This is a genomic window from Corynebacterium suicordis DSM 45110, assembly GCF_015351405.1.
Lineage (GTDB): Bacteria > Actinomycetota > Actinomycetes > Mycobacteriales > Mycobacteriaceae > Corynebacterium > Corynebacterium suicordis.
The window spans coordinates 647,121-664,628 of sequence record NZ_JADKMY010000001.1 but is presented as its reverse complement, the minus strand read 5'-3'; the positions used below and the strand labels follow the sequence as shown (position 1 = coordinate 664,628).

At 59.9% G+C, this 17,508-nt stretch carries 13 protein-coding genes and 1 tRNA gene; 7 read left to right on the top strand and 7 right to left on the bottom strand.

Going from position 1 to position 17,508, the window contains the following annotated elements; all coding sequences use genetic code 11:
• Nucleotides 1-43: 43 nt before the first annotated feature.
• On the bottom strand, nt 44-1,159 hold the full coding sequence (locus tag IRY30_RS03095) for a glycerol dehydrogenase (protein ID WP_194555915.1): 1,116 nt from the start codon (nt 1,157-1,159) through the stop codon (nt 44-46).
• Nucleotides 1,160-1,302: 143 nt separating this feature from the next.
• On the opposite strand from IRY30_RS03095, the gene IRY30_RS03090 reads away from it, so the two are divergent.
• The 3 genes from IRY30_RS03090 (at nt 1,303) to IRY30_RS10295 (ending at nt 5,450) form a co-directional block, all read left to right on the top strand.
• Nucleotides 1,303-3,012: a dihydroxyacetone kinase family protein gene (locus tag IRY30_RS03090; protein WP_194555914.1), complete on the top strand. Its 1,710-nt coding sequence runs from the start codon at nt 1,303-1,305 to the stop codon at nt 3,010-3,012.
• A gap of 292 nt (nt 3,013-3,304) precedes the next feature.
• Entirely contained in the window at nt 3,305-3,874 is a 570-nt protein-coding gene (locus tag IRY30_RS03085) for a DUF6230 family protein (protein ID WP_194555913.1), read from the top strand.
• A 31-nt stretch (nt 3,875-3,905) separates the two neighbouring features.
• The gene (locus IRY30_RS10295) at nt 3,906-5,450 is read left to right on the top strand and encodes a DUF6114 domain-containing protein (protein ID WP_228502520.1); all 1,545 of its coding nucleotides are present in this window, start codon (nt 3,906-3,908) and stop codon (nt 5,448-5,450) included.
• Between the two features lie 85 nt (nt 5,451-5,535).
• Here IRY30_RS10295 and IRY30_RS03075 read toward each other — a convergent pair whose 3' ends face one another.
• On the bottom strand, nt 5,536-5,898 hold the full coding sequence (locus IRY30_RS03075; RefSeq protein WP_194555912.1) for a hypothetical protein: 363 nt from the start codon (nt 5,896-5,898) through the stop codon (nt 5,536-5,538).
• Nucleotides 5,899-5,994: 96 nt separating this feature from the next.
• On the opposite strand from IRY30_RS03075, the gene IRY30_RS03070 reads away from it, so the two are divergent.
• Nucleotides 5,995-6,561, top strand: a complete 567-nt coding sequence (locus IRY30_RS03070; RefSeq protein WP_194555911.1) for a hypothetical protein — start codon at nt 5,995-5,997, stop codon at nt 6,559-6,561.
• A gap of 117 nt (nt 6,562-6,678) precedes the next feature.
• Here IRY30_RS03070 and IRY30_RS03065 read toward each other — a convergent pair.
• A tRNA-Met gene (locus IRY30_RS03065) sits at nt 6,679-6,755 on the bottom strand.
• 147 nt (nt 6,756-6,902) lie between these two features.
• Complete coding sequence (locus IRY30_RS03060; RefSeq protein WP_374708567.1) at nt 6,903-9,920, bottom strand: UPF0182 family protein; 3,018 nt, start codon at nt 9,918-9,920, stop codon at nt 6,903-6,905.
• Nucleotides 9,921-10,112: 192 nt separating this feature from the next.
• On the opposite strand from IRY30_RS03060, the gene IRY30_RS03055 reads away from it, so the two are divergent.
• The gene (locus IRY30_RS03055) at nt 10,113-10,610 is read left to right on the top strand and encodes a PPA1309 family protein (protein ID WP_194556537.1); all 498 of its coding nucleotides are present in this window, start codon (nt 10,113-10,115) and stop codon (nt 10,608-10,610) included.
• An 18-nt stretch (nt 10,611-10,628) separates the two neighbouring features.
• Here IRY30_RS03055 and IRY30_RS03050 read toward each other — a convergent pair whose 3' ends face one another.
• Nucleotides 10,629-11,711, bottom strand: a complete 1,083-nt coding sequence (locus IRY30_RS03050) for a YlbL family protein (RefSeq protein ID WP_194555909.1) — start codon at nt 11,709-11,711, stop codon at nt 10,629-10,631.
• Between the two features lie 91 nt (nt 11,712-11,802).
• Here IRY30_RS03050 and IRY30_RS03045 point away from each other — a divergent pair, with 91 nt between their 5' ends.
• The gene (locus tag IRY30_RS03045) at nt 11,803-13,302 is read left to right on the top strand and encodes a zinc-dependent metalloprotease (protein ID WP_194555908.1); all 1,500 of its coding nucleotides are present in this window, start codon (nt 11,803-11,805) and stop codon (nt 13,300-13,302) included.
• A gap of 83 nt (nt 13,303-13,385) precedes the next feature.
• Nucleotides 13,386-14,357, top strand: a complete 972-nt coding sequence (locus IRY30_RS03040) for a hypothetical protein (RefSeq protein WP_228502518.1) — start codon at nt 13,386-13,388, stop codon at nt 14,355-14,357.
• Here IRY30_RS03040 and IRY30_RS03035 read toward each other — a convergent pair.
• Nucleotides 14,338-16,431 (bottom strand): ATP-dependent DNA helicase UvrD2, encoded by a 2,094-nt coding sequence (locus tag IRY30_RS03035; protein ID WP_194555906.1) that lies wholly within the window; start codon nt 16,429-16,431, stop codon nt 14,338-14,340. The genes IRY30_RS03040 and IRY30_RS03035 overlap by 20 nt on opposite strands.
• Nucleotides 16,431-17,507 (bottom strand): potassium channel family protein, encoded by a 1,077-nt coding sequence (locus IRY30_RS03030; protein ID WP_194555905.1) that lies wholly within the window; start codon nt 17,505-17,507, stop codon nt 16,431-16,433. The genes IRY30_RS03035 and IRY30_RS03030 overlap by 1 nt, the downstream gene beginning before the upstream one ends.
• Nucleotide 17,508: the final 1 nt, after the last annotated feature.

The following is a 17,508-nucleotide window of genomic DNA, read 5'->3' as shown; positions in this document are numbered from 1 at the left end:
CGCGAAACCGAAAGCCGTGGCGTAAATCTCAGTGGGGCATTTTTTAAGCGGAGTTCTGCTCCCGCAGATTGCGCGCGTAGCGGTCCGCGGCCTTGATCGCTTCGACCACATCCGTGGGAGTAACTTCCCCGGGCATCTGCTTCATGGTCTCGTCTTCAGAGCAGGCCAGCTCCGCGATTCGCCGCAGGTCATCCTCGCTGGCATCCTGCAGATGAATGTCCTCCAGAGTGGTGGGCAGCCCCACGGTTTGCATGAATCCGATGTAGCGATCCGCCACGTCCTTTTCTGCACCCTCCAGCATCAGCTGCACGCCAATGCCAAAAGCCACCTTTTCTCCGTGTGACATGTGGTGGATATCGCCATCCAAGGCGGTGAAACCATTGTGGATCGCGTGAACCGCAGCAAGGCCACCGTTTTCGAAACCCAATCCAGACAGCAGGGTGTTGGCTTCGCAGATGTTTTCCAACGCGCGGCTCACGATGTGCTCCTCGTTATCCCGCAGCGCTTGCTCACCGTAGGCAAAGAGGACCTCCTCGCACTTCTCAGCCAAGGCCAAACCAGCCAGGGTTGGACGAGCAGTATCGTCCATGCGTCGAGAATTAGCCCGCTGCACCGCGCGCGCCTCCACGCAGGTCGCCAACGCATCGCCGATGCCGGAACGCGTGGTGCGCACTGGCGCGTTAGCAATCACGCGGGTATCAACCGCCACCAGATCAGGATTCTTCTCGTAGAAGAGGTAGGAATCGAACGCGCCTTCATCGGTGTAGATCACGGAAACGCGCGCCGTGGGAGCATCCGCGGACACAGCGGTGGGGAAAATTGCCACGGGCAGCTTGGCATGATCGGCAACGGCGCGGGCGGTATCGATGGTCTTGCCACCGCCTAGACCGATGATGACATCGTTGCCCTCGGCCTCGGCCTTCTCCGAAATGCGGTTAATTTCCTTCATCGACGCCTCCCCGCCGAAGATCTCATTGCCAGCCTCTAGGCCGTCTTCCTTGAGGGATTCCTGCAATTTCTTGCCCGCGATATCCCACACCACTTCATCGGCGATGATCAACGGGGTTTTGCCCAGTGGCTGAATGTATTCAGCAGCACGTTCCAGTAGGTCAATGCCCTGCACGTAACGGGAGGGGCTAGTGAACATTTGATCGACCATGAGTAACTTCACGTCCTTTTCGAATAGTTCGTGGGATTCTGCCTTCCGCCTTACACTTTCGACCGTACGCTTGCCTGCGGGCGCTTGTCTATATCCAAAAACTGCCCATGGCTGGGATTCTTGAGGCTTGTTAGTGTGGGAGTATGAGTAACCCTGATGCCACCCATTCAGCTCAGCAATCCATCCGTTCTTTTCGCAACGATCCGGCGGATTTCCTGCCCGAAGCGCTGGGTGGTTTCATCGCTTCCCACCCAGATGCGACGTGGTATGAGCAGGGTTTCATCGCCCGAACCACTCCCCTGCGCACTGATGCTGGCAAGCCTGCCGTCGCGGTGGTTTCCGGCGGTGGCTCGGGGCACGAGCCCATGCATGCCGCTTTCGTGGGCGAGGGCATGCTGGCAGCAGCGGTACCTGGCCTGGTCTTCTCCTCCCCCAATGCCATCCAGATCACCGAAGCCACCCGCTGGGCTGATCAAGGAGCGGGTGTTTTGCATGTGGTGAAGAACTACACCGGCGATGTGATGAATTTTAAGGTGGCGCGTCAATCCTTGGCTGACGTGGAAACCGCCGTGGTGCTGGTGGATGATGACGTGGCCACCGATCAGGGCGAAGATTCCGATGGTCCTGGCCGCCGTGGCACTGGCGCGACCATCATCGTGGAGAAGGTTGCTGGGGCTGCGGCTCAGCGTGGCGATGATCTGGCGCAGGTCACCGACATCGCGCAATGGGTGGCGGATAATTCCCGCAGCATGGCGGTGGCTTTGGCTCCGGGTCACTTGCCCACCACTGGCCGCGATACCTTCGATCTCCCCGCGGGAAAGATGGAAGTTGGTGTGGGAATTCACGGTGAGCGCGGGGTGGATCGGGTGGATGTGGAGCCCGCCGATGCGGTGGTCACCCGCCTCCTCGATGGGATCGACGCCACCGCCGGCGAATACATCTGCCTTGTCAACGGGCTGGGAGGCACCACTCCGCTGGAGCTCTCGCTGATCTTCGGCTCCGCGTTGCGCCAGCTTGAGCAGCGCGGAATAACGGTGCGCCGCGCAATGGTGGGCACGTTTGTGACTTCCATGAACATGGCGGGAGTTTCCCTCACACTCACGCGCTCTACGGATGAGGTGATCGAGCTCCTCGATGCACCCACGGAGGCTCCCGGTTGGCCGCGCGTACTTGGCGGACAAGATGGCGCAGGAATTCAGTTCCAGCCAGCGGTCATGGAGTTTGCTGACGATCTCGGCGCATCCACTGAGGAAAATGCGTGGCTGAGCGCTTTCGTGGAGCGGGTACAACGCTCCTTTGACGACCTCACGGAGCTGGATCGCCTGGCTGGAGATGGCGATTTCGGACACAACATGGACGCAGCCTTCGGCGGCGTGAACCTCCCCCTGCACGGTACGGATTCCGAAGTGCTGCAAACACTGGCGCACCGACTGTTCATTCGTGCCGGAGGCACATCCGGCGCTGTACTGGGCACACTCTTCCGCGAATTGAGCACCGCAATGGATGGCGCAGATTCCTCCACCTCGGGTCTCAGCACTGGACTACGCAACGCCTGTGATGCCATCACCGAATTGGGAGGTGCACAGGAAGGCGATAACACCCTGATGGATGCCCTCCTCCCCGCCGCCCGGGCAGCAAATGATGCGGATGCCCAGGATCTCACTTTCGGGGAACTGCTGAAGGTCTGCCATGAGGCAGCTGCCAAAGGTGCCAGGGATACCCGCGAAATGATCGCCAAAAAGGGACGGGCCAGCTACCTCGGAACCGCCTCTCAAGGAGTGGTTGACCCGGGAGCCATCCTGGTCTCATGGATCTTTGGCGGCAACGGAAAAGTCGCGGATTTTAACAGCTAGGCCGTAGCTCTCCTCGTGTCTTAGCGAGTAATTCGTTCCGATTTTGGATGCCGGCGCTCGGCGAATGTGCATGTCCAGGCCGGTTTTGTCGCGTTCTACCGGTTTGGAAATGTTGACTGCACAAACTACATTTTCAAAATGTATGCGGTACAAAAATTTTGGCGATAATCTTTAGAAATTCACAGCTTCCAGTCGAATCGTGCACTCATGCATGGTTCTGCTGCGTATGGCGTGAGAATACGGCTCTACAGTCTCAACCAGCTGGCCGGAATGACACAATCAAGGAGAGAAAATGGGACACACTCGACGACTGCGCTTTGCGGGCATCATGGGCCTTGGCCTGCTTGCCACCGGTGGCATGGGCGTATCCATGGCACAAAACGGACTGTCTGCCAACCTCGCGCTTTCCGACACCATCTTCACCCAGCAGGTCGGCGGCCTAGAGGGCGATGGCTTCAGCCTGTTTGTTGACCACGAGAAGAACGTCACTGACGATGTCGCTGTCTCCCGCCTCCGCATCGACGATGCCAAGGTATCTGACATGTGCATGTCCGCCCCGATCTCCATTCCTGGATTGGGCGACAAAAAGTTCCAGATGCTCGTGGCCGGTGACAACACCAAGGCCACCAACCTGGTGATCGGCGCGAAGGACCTGGCCGGCTCCCTGACCCTGATGAAGCCACAGATTGGTGTGGATGCCCATCAGCTGTCTAAGGACACCACTCCGGGCGCAGGCGCAATTGTCGCCGAGGGCCTCCAGGCTTCCGATCAGACGATTCACGCTACTTCCATCGCCGCCGACAAGCTCACGGCCGCAGGCGGCAAGATCAGCATTGTGGAGAGCGAAGATAGTGAGTGCTAAACCTTCTGGCCTAACAGAAGAGGATCAACCTTTGGAGGAAACTTCACGGGCGGCGAAGAAAGATCGCAATCGCGGATTTACCGCGTGGCGCAGGCGTAGGCCATTTGCTGCCGGCCTGTTCATGATCCTGTCCGGCATCGTCATGCTGGTTCCGGCGTATCTCTCTTTTGAAGTTTCCAACATCCAGGTGCAGATCTCCACACTCTCCGGAGTATCCACGCTGCTGCTGGGTATCCTCTTGATCACCTGTGGTATTTCCACGTGGGTTCGCGAAGAAGGCCGCATCCTCACCGGTGTTGCTGCCATGATCTTGGGCATCGTGGCACTGCCAGCTGCTAACTTCGGTGGCTTCATCTTGGGCACGCTCCTGGCTCTCATTGGTGGCGCCATGGCGCTTTCTTGGGCACCTGATGAGCGTTTGCGTCGCAAAGAACTCAAGCGCCTCCACGAGGCCGAGGATGACGAAATTGCTGCCGACGACGACGTCACCGAAGAGTACGAGGACCAAGAGCCTGTTCACGACGATGAGGGCTACGAGGGTTACTCGGATGTCGATGAGACTCCTGCGGTGGAAGAGCATTCTGCTGCTGACACAAAAGAGATCGATGCGGTCACCCCAGAGAACTCCCGCGTAGGTTCCGGTGTGGCGTCTCCGGTTGGCTCTCCCGCTGTCGAGGCTCAGCCCGAGCACAAGAGCCGCTGGAGGCCATCCGGCAGCAGCAAGTGGAAGCACGGCGGCACGACCACTGTGATCGCCTTCCTCACTGCCTTGGCTGTGGGTACCGGTACTCACCTCAATAACGCGGAGGCGCAGCTCCCGAACATTCAGTTGCCTGGTCTCCCTGTGCCTCCTGCGCAGCCGGGTCAGCAGCCTCAGCAGCAAGCAGATCCGAATACGACGCCAGGGCAGCCTGTTCTGCCCACGCTTCCCACGATCCCTGGGCTTCCTCCACTCCCCACGGACATCCCCGGACTTCCACAGCTACCACCAGCTAGCTCCGATCCGCTGGCAGGACTGCCCAAGGAGTTCTCGGGATTGGCACTGCCGAAGATCGGTGGATTGGATACGGATCCTCCCGCCCCGATTCCAGGCATGGGGCTACCCAGTGGCACGCCCTACACGGTGAAGGCGGACAAGACGACCCTGTTGGGTAACGTGAAACTGTCCTACATCACCTTGGACACGGCACTGGGGCCAAAGCCTGCGATCCGCATTGATGCAGACCGGGTTATCCTCGATAACCTGCAGGTGAACTTGCCGGGCATGAACAACCGCATTTCGGACATCTGGCAGCGGTCCGGCCCAGGAGACCTCAGCACGTTGAATGGAAACTTCCACATCATCGTGGCTTCCCTGGACGTGGTTCCCCAGCTCGCTGGAGTTCCCCTGCCATTAAATCTGCCCATCAGCGCTTCTGCCATCCCAGAGGACATCGGGGTGGAGCTGAAGAAGGTTGGCGCAGGCCTGCCGGACCAGATCTCCGAGCAAACCGTGATGCTCAACGGAACGATGGAGACCTATTACATCTCCGCCGATGACCTCGTTGAACCAGCAAGCACCACGATTAGCCCGTAGTTCGCGAAAGAAACTCGGCCACTACCGGCCGAGAATGAAAAAGTGCTCCAGCGCAATGCTGGAGCACTTTTTGTATTGCTGGGGATTACTTAGACCAGAGGGAATAGTGAGCAGACCAGGGAATCTGATCTGCGGAAACTCGCACGCTTTCACCCTGCTTGAGGCGTGCATTTTCTCCGCGGGCGTGCGGGGTGATCAAGTCGATCACGGCCTCCGCGAGAGCTTGAGGATTGATGTCTGAACCCTGCACGCTGAGGGTTTTCACTCGCCTATCCCCCACTGGGCTTCCGGGATGCTCTGCAGCCCATTGCTCCAAGAGCGAATAGTCAGTGGAAACTTCAGTGAACTTCACTTGGGTGTCCTGAGATACGCGAGCTCGGAGGAACTCGGTGATGCGCTGCTCTTCTTCCGGGAGGATCAGCATGGTGAGTAAGTCTTGGTGAGTCATGACTCTGAGAGTAATGAGAACTGGAGTTCGGTGCTACAAAATACTTAAAGACATTCTCGGTCACTCTCGAAGTCGTCATCACCATCAAGGAGGAACATGAGTCGCTCGCTAAGCAAACGCCGCTCCAATGCTCTGGCCGATAGAATCGCCGGCTTCGGCGATCCCTCGATGGGCGACGAACGCGAGCGCGATATCATTCTCCGTGCTTACACACTGTCCGCGGTTCTCTCCACGTTCGTGTTATTCGCGCTTGGCATCCTCTTTGCCGCGATCGGCGCCGGCTACTGGAGTGCCCTCCTCATGCTCAGCCCCCTGGTGGGCACGCTTGCAATATCCGGCTACTGCAAGCGCGCGGGCATCGATCTCGCGCTGAGCGTTGCGAACATTCGGCCGATGCGGCTAACGGTTTCTTACGTCATTTCCATTTGCTTGGCCCTTGCGTGGCTTTTCGCCATGGCCTTCCACCAGGTCAATGGCCACCCGCTGTTCCCCGTCGGCCTAGGTTCCACAATGGGTAACTCCGATTCCCCGGGTGCATCGATGTTCGGTGGAATCATCGGCATGGCTGTTGTGATCGCCATCAGCACCATCTTGCGCTACCGCAAGAAGGCGCAAGCCCGCGAAGAAGTGGCCCGCGCCCACGCCATTGACGACGAGGACTGAACGCTGCTGACAATCTGCCCCGCAGAATAATTTGCTGAGTGAACTACTCAACAGTGACCTACAGAATGAGGAACGCAAAAAGTCCCGATCAGCGCAATGCTGATCGGGACTTGAAGTTGGTAGCGGGGGCAGGATTCGAACCTACGACCTCTGGGTTATGAGCCCAGCGAGCTACCGAGCTGCTCCACCCCGCGTCGAGTGCATAACACACAACCTTGCGGTTGTCTTTGTTAGCGACTCGTTTACTCTAACGCACAGCGGGGCAATTGTGAAATCGCCAGTTCATGGGGCATCTGACTGGAGATCTCCCCTGCTCGCTATGCGTCGCTAAACCGCAGGGGTTACTGCTTCTTCTGCAGATCCGCCACTGCCTTGTCCAGCTCATCGAGTGCCTTGCCGAACTCCTCAAAGGTTCCTTCGGTACGAGCCTTTTTCACCTTGTCCATGGCCTGGCGCACCCGCTCCTCTGCAGAAGTGGCATTCCCGCCGGTGGTTCCGGAAGTAGATCCGTTGGAATCTCCATTGGATGAAGAGCTTCCGCTGCCCTGTGAAGATCCGGAGCCTCCACCGTTGACTACGGAACCGTCGACCTCTTCCAAGTCAATGGCATTTTCCGGATCAATTCCCACCTGATCAAGAGCTTCTGCGATGGTCGGTGCATAACCCACCTGACCGTTGTAGGAAACCAGTACACGTAGGAGCTTGGGGAAAGCGGATTCCTGTCCTTGACGGCGGGAGTAGACGGGCTCCACGTAGAGGATCTGCCCATCGCCCACCGGAAGGGTCAGCAAGTTACCGTTGGTCAGCAAGTTTGAGCCCTCCAACAGCGAGCGTTCGCGGGCAATCTCATCCGAGGACATCATCGTGTCCTGTGCCTGCTTCGGGCCAGGGGTCTGCGTGCCAGTTGGTAGTACACGCACGGAAATATGACCGTAGTTTTCAGACGTGGCGTCGGAATCAACGGTCATATGAGCTGCCAAGTACTCGCGGCGCAGACCCACGAACGGGGTGATCAGCTGGAATGCTGACTCTTCCTTGCGGGGATCCTTCGCCACCACGTAGTACGGCGGCTGAGCCAACTGCTGGGAGCCTTCCTTGGCGGAAGGGTCGGAAGGAACGGACCAGAAGGCATCGTTCTGGAAGAACACTCCCGGATCCGATACGTGGTACTTGGCAACCAGCTCGCGCTGCACCTTGAACAGATCCTCCGGGTAGCGCAGGTGCTCCATCAACTGCTTGGAAATCTCTTCCTTCGGCTTCACTACATCGGGGAAAGCACCCTGCCAGGCCTTGAGCACGGGATCGGACTCATCGAAGGCATAGAGATCCACGGAACCGTCGTAGGCATCCACCACGGCCTTCACCGAGTTGCGGATGTAGGAGACATCATTGTTCACCAACTGGGTCTGGCTCACGCCATCCGGATTCAGGGAATCAGCGGTGGAATCAGTCAGGGACATGCGCTCGGAGTACGGCAGGTTGGTCAACGTGGTGTAACCATCCACGACCCACTTGATGCGGCCATCCACCACCACTGGGTAGGTCTTGGAATCGGTGGTCAACCACGGCGCCACCTTGTGCACGCGCTCGCGGGGATCGCGTTCGAAGATGATCTTGGAATCATCACCGATGCGGTCCGAGAGCAGCATGTTCATGGACTCGAAGTGAGCGGAGAACATCACCCGGTTGAAGTAATTGGAGATGTCCGAGCCGCCCGAGCCGGTGTAGGAGTAGTTCTGCGTATCGGTGTCATACTCCACGGGCTCCTGCCCGGTGGTGCCAACGATGGCGTAATCAGCGTTGGAATCCGCGGAGGAGGCGATGAGCGGGCCGAAGTACACGCGAGGCTGCTCCAGATCCACCTCCAGCTCTCCACCTTGGCGGCCGCTGGCCAAGGACTGCAGGTCAGCGCGGGTGTACACGGGGAAGCCACCGCGAGCAGATCCAGCCTCGCGCGCCACCTCATCCACCTTGTTGGCCGGTGCCGCGATGAAACCGTTGCCGTGCGTGTACACGGTGTGGCGGTTCAGCCAGTCATTCTGGTTACCCGTCAGGGAGTTCGGGTTGATCTCGCGGGCGGCCACCACGAAGTCCCGGGTTTCCCCGTCCACCTGGTAGCGGTCGATACTCAACTCTTCCGGGAATCCGTAGAAGTTGCGCAACTGCTGCTGCTGGGTGAAGGTGGGGCTCAGCACCTCTGGATCCAGCAGACGGATGTTGGAGAGGGTGGACTCTTCGCTGGCGATAGAGCGACGCTCTTCCTCCGGCTTTTGATTGTCCTCCGCGCCCCAGTTTTCCTCATAGGCCACGTGATCTCCGCCGATGCCATACGCATGGCGGGTGGCATCAATGTTGCGCGCGATGAACTGGCTTTCCTTTTCCGCGCGGTTCGGGTTCACGGAGAACTGCTCCAGGATGAGTGGCCAGGCCACGCCTACCACCAGGTTGGAACCGATCATCAGCGCCACGGCCAAAGCGGGCACACGCAGATCCTTCAACACGATGGTGGCGAAGAACATGGCGGCCACGAACAGGGAGATCACCAGCAGGATGATCTGCGCGGGCAGCATCGCGTTCACATCCGTGAACGAAGCACCGGTGAAGGTCTGCTGCTTGTTGTTCATCAGGCCATAGCGGTCAAACCAGTAATCCACGGCCTTGAGCAGCATCCACACACCCGCGATGAGCAGCAGTTGGCGACGCGCAGCCACGGATACAGAGGCCTTCTCCCCCACCCGAGGATTGCCGGTGGTGATGGAACCCAACATGTAGTGGGCAAAGCCGTTGATCACGAACGCGAGGATGAGCAGCATGCTCGCGGTGGACAGCACCAGCTGGAGGAAGGGCAGGTTGAAGGCGTAGAACCCCAGATCCTTATTGAACTGCGGATCCTGCACCCCGAAGTCTGTTCCGTTGAAAAACAGCAGCGCGGTACGCCAATTGCTCTGGGCAATCAGGCCGGTGATCAGCGCCACGAAGGTGGGTAGCCCCAGGAGCAACGGGCGCAGGTTCTTGCTGATCGCTGGGCGGTACTGCGCCAGCGGAGAGGTGGAGTTCAGCGAGGCCAGATCGTCCGGCCGCGCCCGGTATGCCGAGTACACAGCCAGCCACGTCAGTAACCCGGCCAGCGCTCCGAAGAGCACGAACAGCACGATGCGCGCTACCAGGACGTTAACGAACACCCCTTGATATTCCACGCTGCGGAACCATGACCAATCCACATAATTGGACACGATGACGGGGACTATGAAGAAGGCGATTCCTATCAGTCCGGCCAGGAAGCCGAAGAATTTGGCTCGGCGGTTGGGCTGGGGCTTGGAAAAGGGCGACTTCTTACCGGCTGGAGGTGGCGGCGTGATGCTCAAGGTGGGGATCTCTCCTGATCAGCATGGAGCACGTCGTAGGATGTACGACGAATGTAAAGGTCGTCTCACCTAGACTACGTGCCTTTCCTGACAGTGCCTAAATAGGCGTCGCACCCAATCTTTGCAGGGAGTTCCCCAGTGCCGAACACTCCAGATCTTCATGACATCCGCGTGCTCAACGTGGCGATGTTGGAAGCCATCGACTTCGTCCAAGCCGAGGGATGGGATCAACCCCCGACCCTATTTGGCCTGGTTCCCCATTTTTTGGTCGCCGATGCGATGGGGTCTTCCTTGGATGACGACGCCCACAATCCCCTAGCCCTGGTGGTTCAGGAAGGCATTCCGGAGAATATTCTTCCGGGATCCGAGGAGCTGGGCGAGTTCATTGCGAGTATCCGCTGGCCGGAGCAGGTCGTGGGAGCGATCCTCGCGCAGGAGATCACGTTCGTGAACTCGGCGGAAGGCGCGTCCGCCGAACCACGGGCTGCTCGTTTGATCTCCGGGGTGCTCAACGACAACGGCAGCGGCGCCGAGCGCGCCTTTATCCAGCTGCGCCCCACGGAGGAAGAGCTGGCTGCGGATCCTTTCGCGCAGGACAACGTCGATTTGCTGGGCGGCGATGAGATCGCCCCCGGTGTGATCACTGCGTTGCGCACGACTTTCGAGGAAGACTACGAAGACTAACTGCTAGAAGACTAGTCACTAGTCACAAAGGCTGGGCTCAGCGCCGGAATTGATGGCGTTGAGATCCCCCACCGCATCTTCCAGTGAATCCACCTTCACCAGCTTGATCTCCGGCCGCTCGGCGGTCTTGGCCTCCGAGCAGTTATCCGCGGGAACCAGGAACACTTCTGCCCCTTCGTCCGCGGCGGCGCGGATCTTGTGCGCGATGCCACCGATTGGTCCCACTTCGCCGTTGGCATCGATGGTGCCGGTGCCCGCCACGAATCGCCCTCCGGAGAGCTCGCCTGGGCTGAGCTTATCCACCACTGCCAGCGAGAACATCAGGCCAGCCGAAGGCCCGCCCACATCCGTCAGGTTGTATTCCACAGTGAGGTCGCCCGCGGGTTGCGCCACGGTGGTCACGCCCAAAAATGGCACGGAATCATCCTGCGATTTTTCCCGCAGGGATTCAGGGATGGTGCCCAGTTCCACCTGCTTCTCAATTTCCCGCTCTTGGCGGAACAACGTGATGGGGATCTTGTCCCCCGGTTGATGCTTGCGCACTTCTTCTGCCAGCTGATCCGGCTTGGTGATCTCCACCCCGTCCACCTTGCGCACGATGTCATTGATGTGGATTTCTCCACTGGCTGGGGAATCATCGCTGATCTGCATGACCATCACCTCGGTGGGGCGCTTGAGGTAATTCATCGCAGAGATGGTGGCGTTTGATTCCGAGGAAGCAAAAGCAACCGCGTTCTTCTCCTGCACAGCTTCTTGCGACTGCCCCGGTGGGAAGATTTGTTCAATGGGGACCAGCACATCATCGGAGAACATCCACCGGCCCAGAGCCTGGGCCAAGGTCATGTTGGTGCGCACGGAAACGGTGGTCATGTTGAGATTGCCGGAAGTTTCATCCGGCTTCTCACCCTTGATTTCCACCACTTGCTTGCCGTTGAACTCACCCAAAGTGTTGAAGGTGGGGCCCTTGCCTTGGGCGGCATAAGGCACGGTGAGATCAACATCGGTACCGGGGACCGTGGGCAAACCGATCAAAGAGACCAGCAAAACCACAGGTACGGCGCCGATCACTACTGTGCGGCTGCGTCGATTCCAAAAACTCACCCGGCAAAGCTTACCCGTGTTCGCTGTCGGCACACACAAACGCGCCGGTAGGCAGCCCACGGTGAGCAATTGCGAAGGTACGGTGAAGACCATGAGTAACTTCGGGTTCGGATTCAATCACTCGGACGATGACTCCGACGATGAACGTCGGCGCAAGAACCGAGATAACAACGATAAGGGCGAAGGAAACGGCTCCGGCAACTTCGGTGCTGGCCCCTTCGGCTTCTTTTTCGGCGGAAATACCGGCATGCCCGGTGGCGCTGGCGGCATGCAGGGTGGCGGGCTCGGAGACATCCTGAACCAGTTCGGCTCCATGCTCAGTGGCTTCGGTACGGATATGAACTCAGAATCCAGCAGCTCCGTGAACTACTCCATGGCTGAGCGCATTGCGCGGCAGAACATCGGTAAGGCCTCGAATCCCTCCAGCAGTGATTCCCAGGCCGTTGCGGAATCCGTGCGTTTGGCTGAACTGTGGCTCGATGAAGCCACTTCCCTGCCCGCCGGTGCTACCGGTTCCGTGGCCTTTGGACCCGAACAATGGCTCGAGGAGACGTTGCCCACCTGGAAGCGGATCATCAACCCGCTGGCAGAAAAGCTCGGCGAAGCATCCCTGTCTGCCCTGCCGGAGGAAATGCGCGGCCAGCTGGGCCCCATGGAAGCCATCATGAAGCAGGTCAACAGCATGAACGTGGGCATGCAGCTGGGCAATACCCTGGGCGAGCTGGCCAAGGGAGTCACGCTGTCCACCCAATGGGGCATGCCGCTGACCACCGGCCGCACCGCAGCTATTGCCACCTCTCACCTCGAGGAACTCTCCAAGAAGCTGGGTGCCAAGGAGCGCGAGACGCTGCTCTACCTGGCTGCGCGCGAGGCCGCCCACCACCGCCTCTTCCAGCACGTGCCCTGGTTGCGCGAGCGTCTGATCCTGGACGTTGAGGAGTTCGCCGCGGGTCTCACCATCGATACCTCCAAGATGGATGAGGCCACCCGCGAGTTCAATCCCGAGATGATGAATGACCCGGCTGCCATGCAGGAAATGATGAACCGCATGCAGAGCCAGGACATCTTCCCCGAGGTCGTTTCCACCAACGTCCATGCTCGCCAGCGCTTGGAGACCAGCCTCTCCCTCGTGGAAGGTTGGGTTGATTACGTGGTCGGTTCCGCGCTGGGCTCCCGCGTGCCAGAAGCAGCCATGATCGGGGCAGCCTGGGAAAGCTTCCGCACCAATGGCACCCCTGCGATGCAGAACTTCACCAAGACTTTGGGCATTAGCCTCTCCGCGCCGAAGGCCGCGGAGGCTGCTGACTTGTGGCGTCGACTAGAAGAGGCAGTGGGCACCGAGAAGCGCGATGCCATTTGGGATCACGCCGATTTCCTCCCCGTCGCCGAGGATCTGGACAACCCGGCCGCGTTTATTGGTCATGTGACCTTCGACGCCGACGACATGAAGGATTTCAACCCCATCTCTGAGATCGAGCGACTAGAACGCGAGCTGCAGCAGGATGCGGATAAGCCAGAGGATAAGGACGGCGAGGATGGTTCCAGCCAGGATGACGACCAGGATGGCGCAGGCGACGGCGAAAACCGCTAGGTGCTCTCGGGTGCGAAGTTGTTGATACACTCAATGTGATTTCCGGGGGGATATCACATTGAGCAAAGGGTGGGGGAAGTTCGTTGTCTGAACCAGCGGGGGCATTCACAGAGGGATCTACTGTGGAATTTTCTGGGGAAAAAGTCCACATCAACCGCGGTACAGCCGTGATTGCGCGGCCCGGGGTGGGCGTGCAGTTCGGCGTGCTGCCCCACAACGCCGTGGTGCTGCCGCTGCCTGCGCAGGTATCCACTGGTCACGTGCTCACCACGTTTGCGGCCGCTCGCCTACCCATCCCACGGGCGGAACTGAGCACAGGATTGAGCTATTGCGGCCTGAGTCTGGAGGCGGCCGAGGACATCGTGGAGGAACTACTGCGCTGCGGCGTGCTGCGAGAATTCCCCGCGCACCCTTCGATTCCCGTATTGAAATCCGGCTCCGCCAGCGACCGGCAGGTGGCCGCATTGCGCAAAGAGGGGTTCGCGGCGCATATCGTGAACACCCCGCGCGAGCTGATCCTCGGCCATTCTGCCGGCTCCGTGGCGCTACTACCGGGGAATATCTTCCTCACCGCAGACGTGCACTACATGCTGATGCAGGCGGGAATCAGTCATTTACCGAGCGTGGCCATTGATGGGGCGATCATCCTGGGGCCGCTGGTCATCCCCGGTGTCACGCCCTGTCTGCAGTGCATGGACCACAGCTACGTGACTCAGGATGAACAGTGGCACAGCATCAGGATGCAGGCAGCGGGCAGACCGACTTCTGCCGATCCGCTGCACGTGGAAGCCGCCGCCTTGACGGTGGCAAGCGTTGTGGCCAGGCACCTCATGCCGTTTCAGGCCGCGGGGAAACCGAAGGATCGGATCCCAGAGCTGTTGCGCAAGCGTTTGGAGATCCGCCTGGGCGATGCGCAGATTTTCACCACGGAGGTGGAGTTCGCACCGGGATGCCTGACGTGTCAGATGACCCGCACCGCGCCCGAGCCGCGCCTTTCACTTGAGCCGCGCACTGATTCTCTGCCAACGGTGGAGCCTAAGCCACGTTCTGCGTGATGGCCAGGATGTCCTCCCCGAACTGCTCCACCTTCACCGGCCCCATGCCCGGGACCTGCAGCAACTCATCTTGAGAGGTGGGCAGCGCCGAGGCAATCGCCTTGAGGGTGGCATCCGTCATCACCACATAGGCCGGCACGTTTTTCTCCTTGGCCGCATCGGAGCGCCACGAACGCAACTGGGTGACAACCAGGTGATCCAGCTCTTGGGCATGCTGCCCACAACGACCGATGATCTTGAATTCCGGGGTGGACAGGCGTGCGCCGCACACCGTGCACGAATTCTTGGGCGCCCCAAGTTGAGAACTCCGCGCATTACCGCGCTGGGCCGCGGCATCATCGGCGGCTGGGAGAAGCCCGTCGAGGAAACGGGTGCGTCGCTTGTTCGCCTTGCCTCCGGCGTGCCGGGCCTGGGCCCAGGAAAGGTAGAGATGCTCGCGAGCACGGGTGATGCCCACGTAGAACAGGCGCCGCTCTTCCTCGATGGCGCCTTCGCTATCGGTTCCGCGCAGCGCATAGTGGATCGGGATCATGCCATCCACCAATCCCACGAGGAACACCGCGTCCCACTCCAAGCCCTTGGCCGCATGCAGGCTGGCCAGTGTCACACCTTCCACGCGTGGCGGGTTCTTGGCATCCACGCGCTCGCGGAGCAGCGCCATCAATCCCAGGAAGCTGATGCCCGGGGTGGCGTTAGTGAGCTCCTCGGAGAGATCCACCAACGCCTGCAGGGATTGCCACCTGCCCCGTTCCTTGGCACCGGTTGGTTCAGTAGCGGTCAATCCCACTGGCACAAGTGCGGCCTTGACCGCCTCCACCACGTCTTCCGGATCCGGAGTGAAGGTCTGCGAGGCGCGCGCCAGTGCGGTGAGGGCTTCACGGATTTCCGGGCGTTGGAAGAATCCCTCTCCACCTTTGACCTGATATCCGATTCCCGCTTCCTCCAGCGCGTACTCATAGGCCGCGGAGGCCGCATTGATGCGGTAGAGGATGGCGATTTCCGCGGCGGAAACACCCTTGTCCAACAGTGCCTTGACCTGCTGAACCACGGCCTTGGCCTCGGCGGATTCATCCGGGTACTCGTTGAACTCCGGCACGGGTCCGGCTTCTCGCTGGCCGATCAGCGTGAGACGAGTTCCTGCCACTCGGCCCTTCGCTTGGCCGATCACCTTGTTGGCCAGATCCACCACCTGCGGAGTGGAGCGATAATCCCGCTGCAGGCGGACGGTTACTGCTTCAGGGAAGCGTCGGGAAAAATCAAGAAGGAAATCCGGGGAAGCACCGTTGAAGCTGTAAATGGTCTGATTCGCATCGCCCACCACGGTGAGGTCATCGCGCTCCCCCACCCACGCGTTGAGCATGCGCTGCTGCAGCGGGGTGACGTCCTGGTACTCGTCCACCACGAAACTGCGATAGCGGGAGCGGAATTCATCGGCGATGCCGGGCTCGGACTCGATAGCTGCGGTCATGTGCATGAGCAGGTCGTCGAAGTCGAAGAGCATCTGCTCGCCGGAGCGCTTGAGCTGCTCGTAATTCTGGAAGATCTGCACAAACTGCTCGGCCGGCACGGGGCAATCGCGCCGGTCCGGAACGATGCGCCCGGGGTAATCCTCCGGAGCCACCAGAGAGGATTTCGCCCACTCGATCTCTCCCAGCAGATCCGCAAGCTGGGTCTTATCTGCCTGCAGCTTTGCCCCGCGAGCGGCGCGGGCGACAAGCGGGAACTTGCCGTCCAACAAGCGCCACGGGAGATCCCCCGCGTACATCGGCCAGAAATAGTTCAGCTGACGCATGGCCGCGGCGTGGAAGGTCTTTGCCTGCACGCGTGCTGCGCCCATCATCGTGAGCCGCTCACGCAATTCTGCGGCCGCACGGGTGGTGAACGTTACGGCCAGTACATGATCCGGGTTCACGTATCCCCCGCCCACCAAGTGCGCGATGCGGTGGGTAATGGTGCGGGTCTTGCCCGTGCCTGCACCGGCGATGATGCACACCGGACCGCGGGGTGCGGTGGCTGCGGTGAGTTGGTCTGGATCCAGTTCAGAAAGATTAAATGGGACGCGTCCCCCGGACACTAGAGCGCACTCTCCTCAGGGTCTACATTGCTGCGCACGTACAAAATGCGGTCGCCTGGTTCCACGGTTTCCGCTTCGGAAGAATCGATGCGGTAGAGCTCACCGGAACGAACCACACCCAGCACCACGTCTTCCAGCACTCGTGGGTTGCCGCCCACTTCTTCTTCCACCACCACTCGCTCGGAGATGGAGAATCCCTCATCCGGGCTGAGCAGGTCTTCCATCATTTCGGTCACGCTGGGGGTCACGGTAGCCAGGCCCATGAGGCGGCCAGCTGTCTCGCTGGACACCACCACGGAATCGGCACCGGATTGGCGCAGCAGGTGGGAGTTATCCGACTCACGCACGGAGGCCACGATGGTGGCAGAAGGTGCGATCTCGCGCACCGAGAGCGTGATGAGCACGGCGGTATCGTCCTGGTTCGGCGCCACCACCACTGCCCGGGCTCGGTTGACTCCGGCAAGTTTCAGCACGTCGGAGCGGGTAGCAGAACCCTGCACCGTGACCAGGCCCTGAGCGGTGGCTTGTTCCAGCACGCCCTTGTCGGTATCCACCACCACGATCTGCCCTGGTGCCAAGCCGTCAGCCAGGAGGGCGGTCACTGCAGACCTGCCCTTGGTGCCATACCCGATGACGATTGTGTGATTGCGCATGCGCTTCCTCCAGCGACGAATCTGTAGAGCCCTGCGGGACTCCTCCGTGAGAACGGACAAAGTGGTGCCGACCAAGAGAATCAGGAAGATCACGCGCATTGGTGTGATCACCATGATGTTCATCAGGCGGGCTTGTTGAGATACAGGAGAGATATCACCGTAGCCGGTGGTGGAAAGGGACACTGCGGCGTAGTACACGGAATCTTGGAACGTCACGATGCCGTGGTAACCGTCCCTATCCCAGTACGCCACCAAAGACGTGGTGAACAGCAGGATGAGCGCATAAAGCATGCGGCGGGCAATCAGCCACCAGGGACTCTGCACCGCTGCTTCTGGGATGTGGACGATGTTCAGCAGCGCATGGTGCGGGAGTTCATCGACCTCTTGATCTGCACGGAAGCGATCGCGAAATCTAGCGCCCATG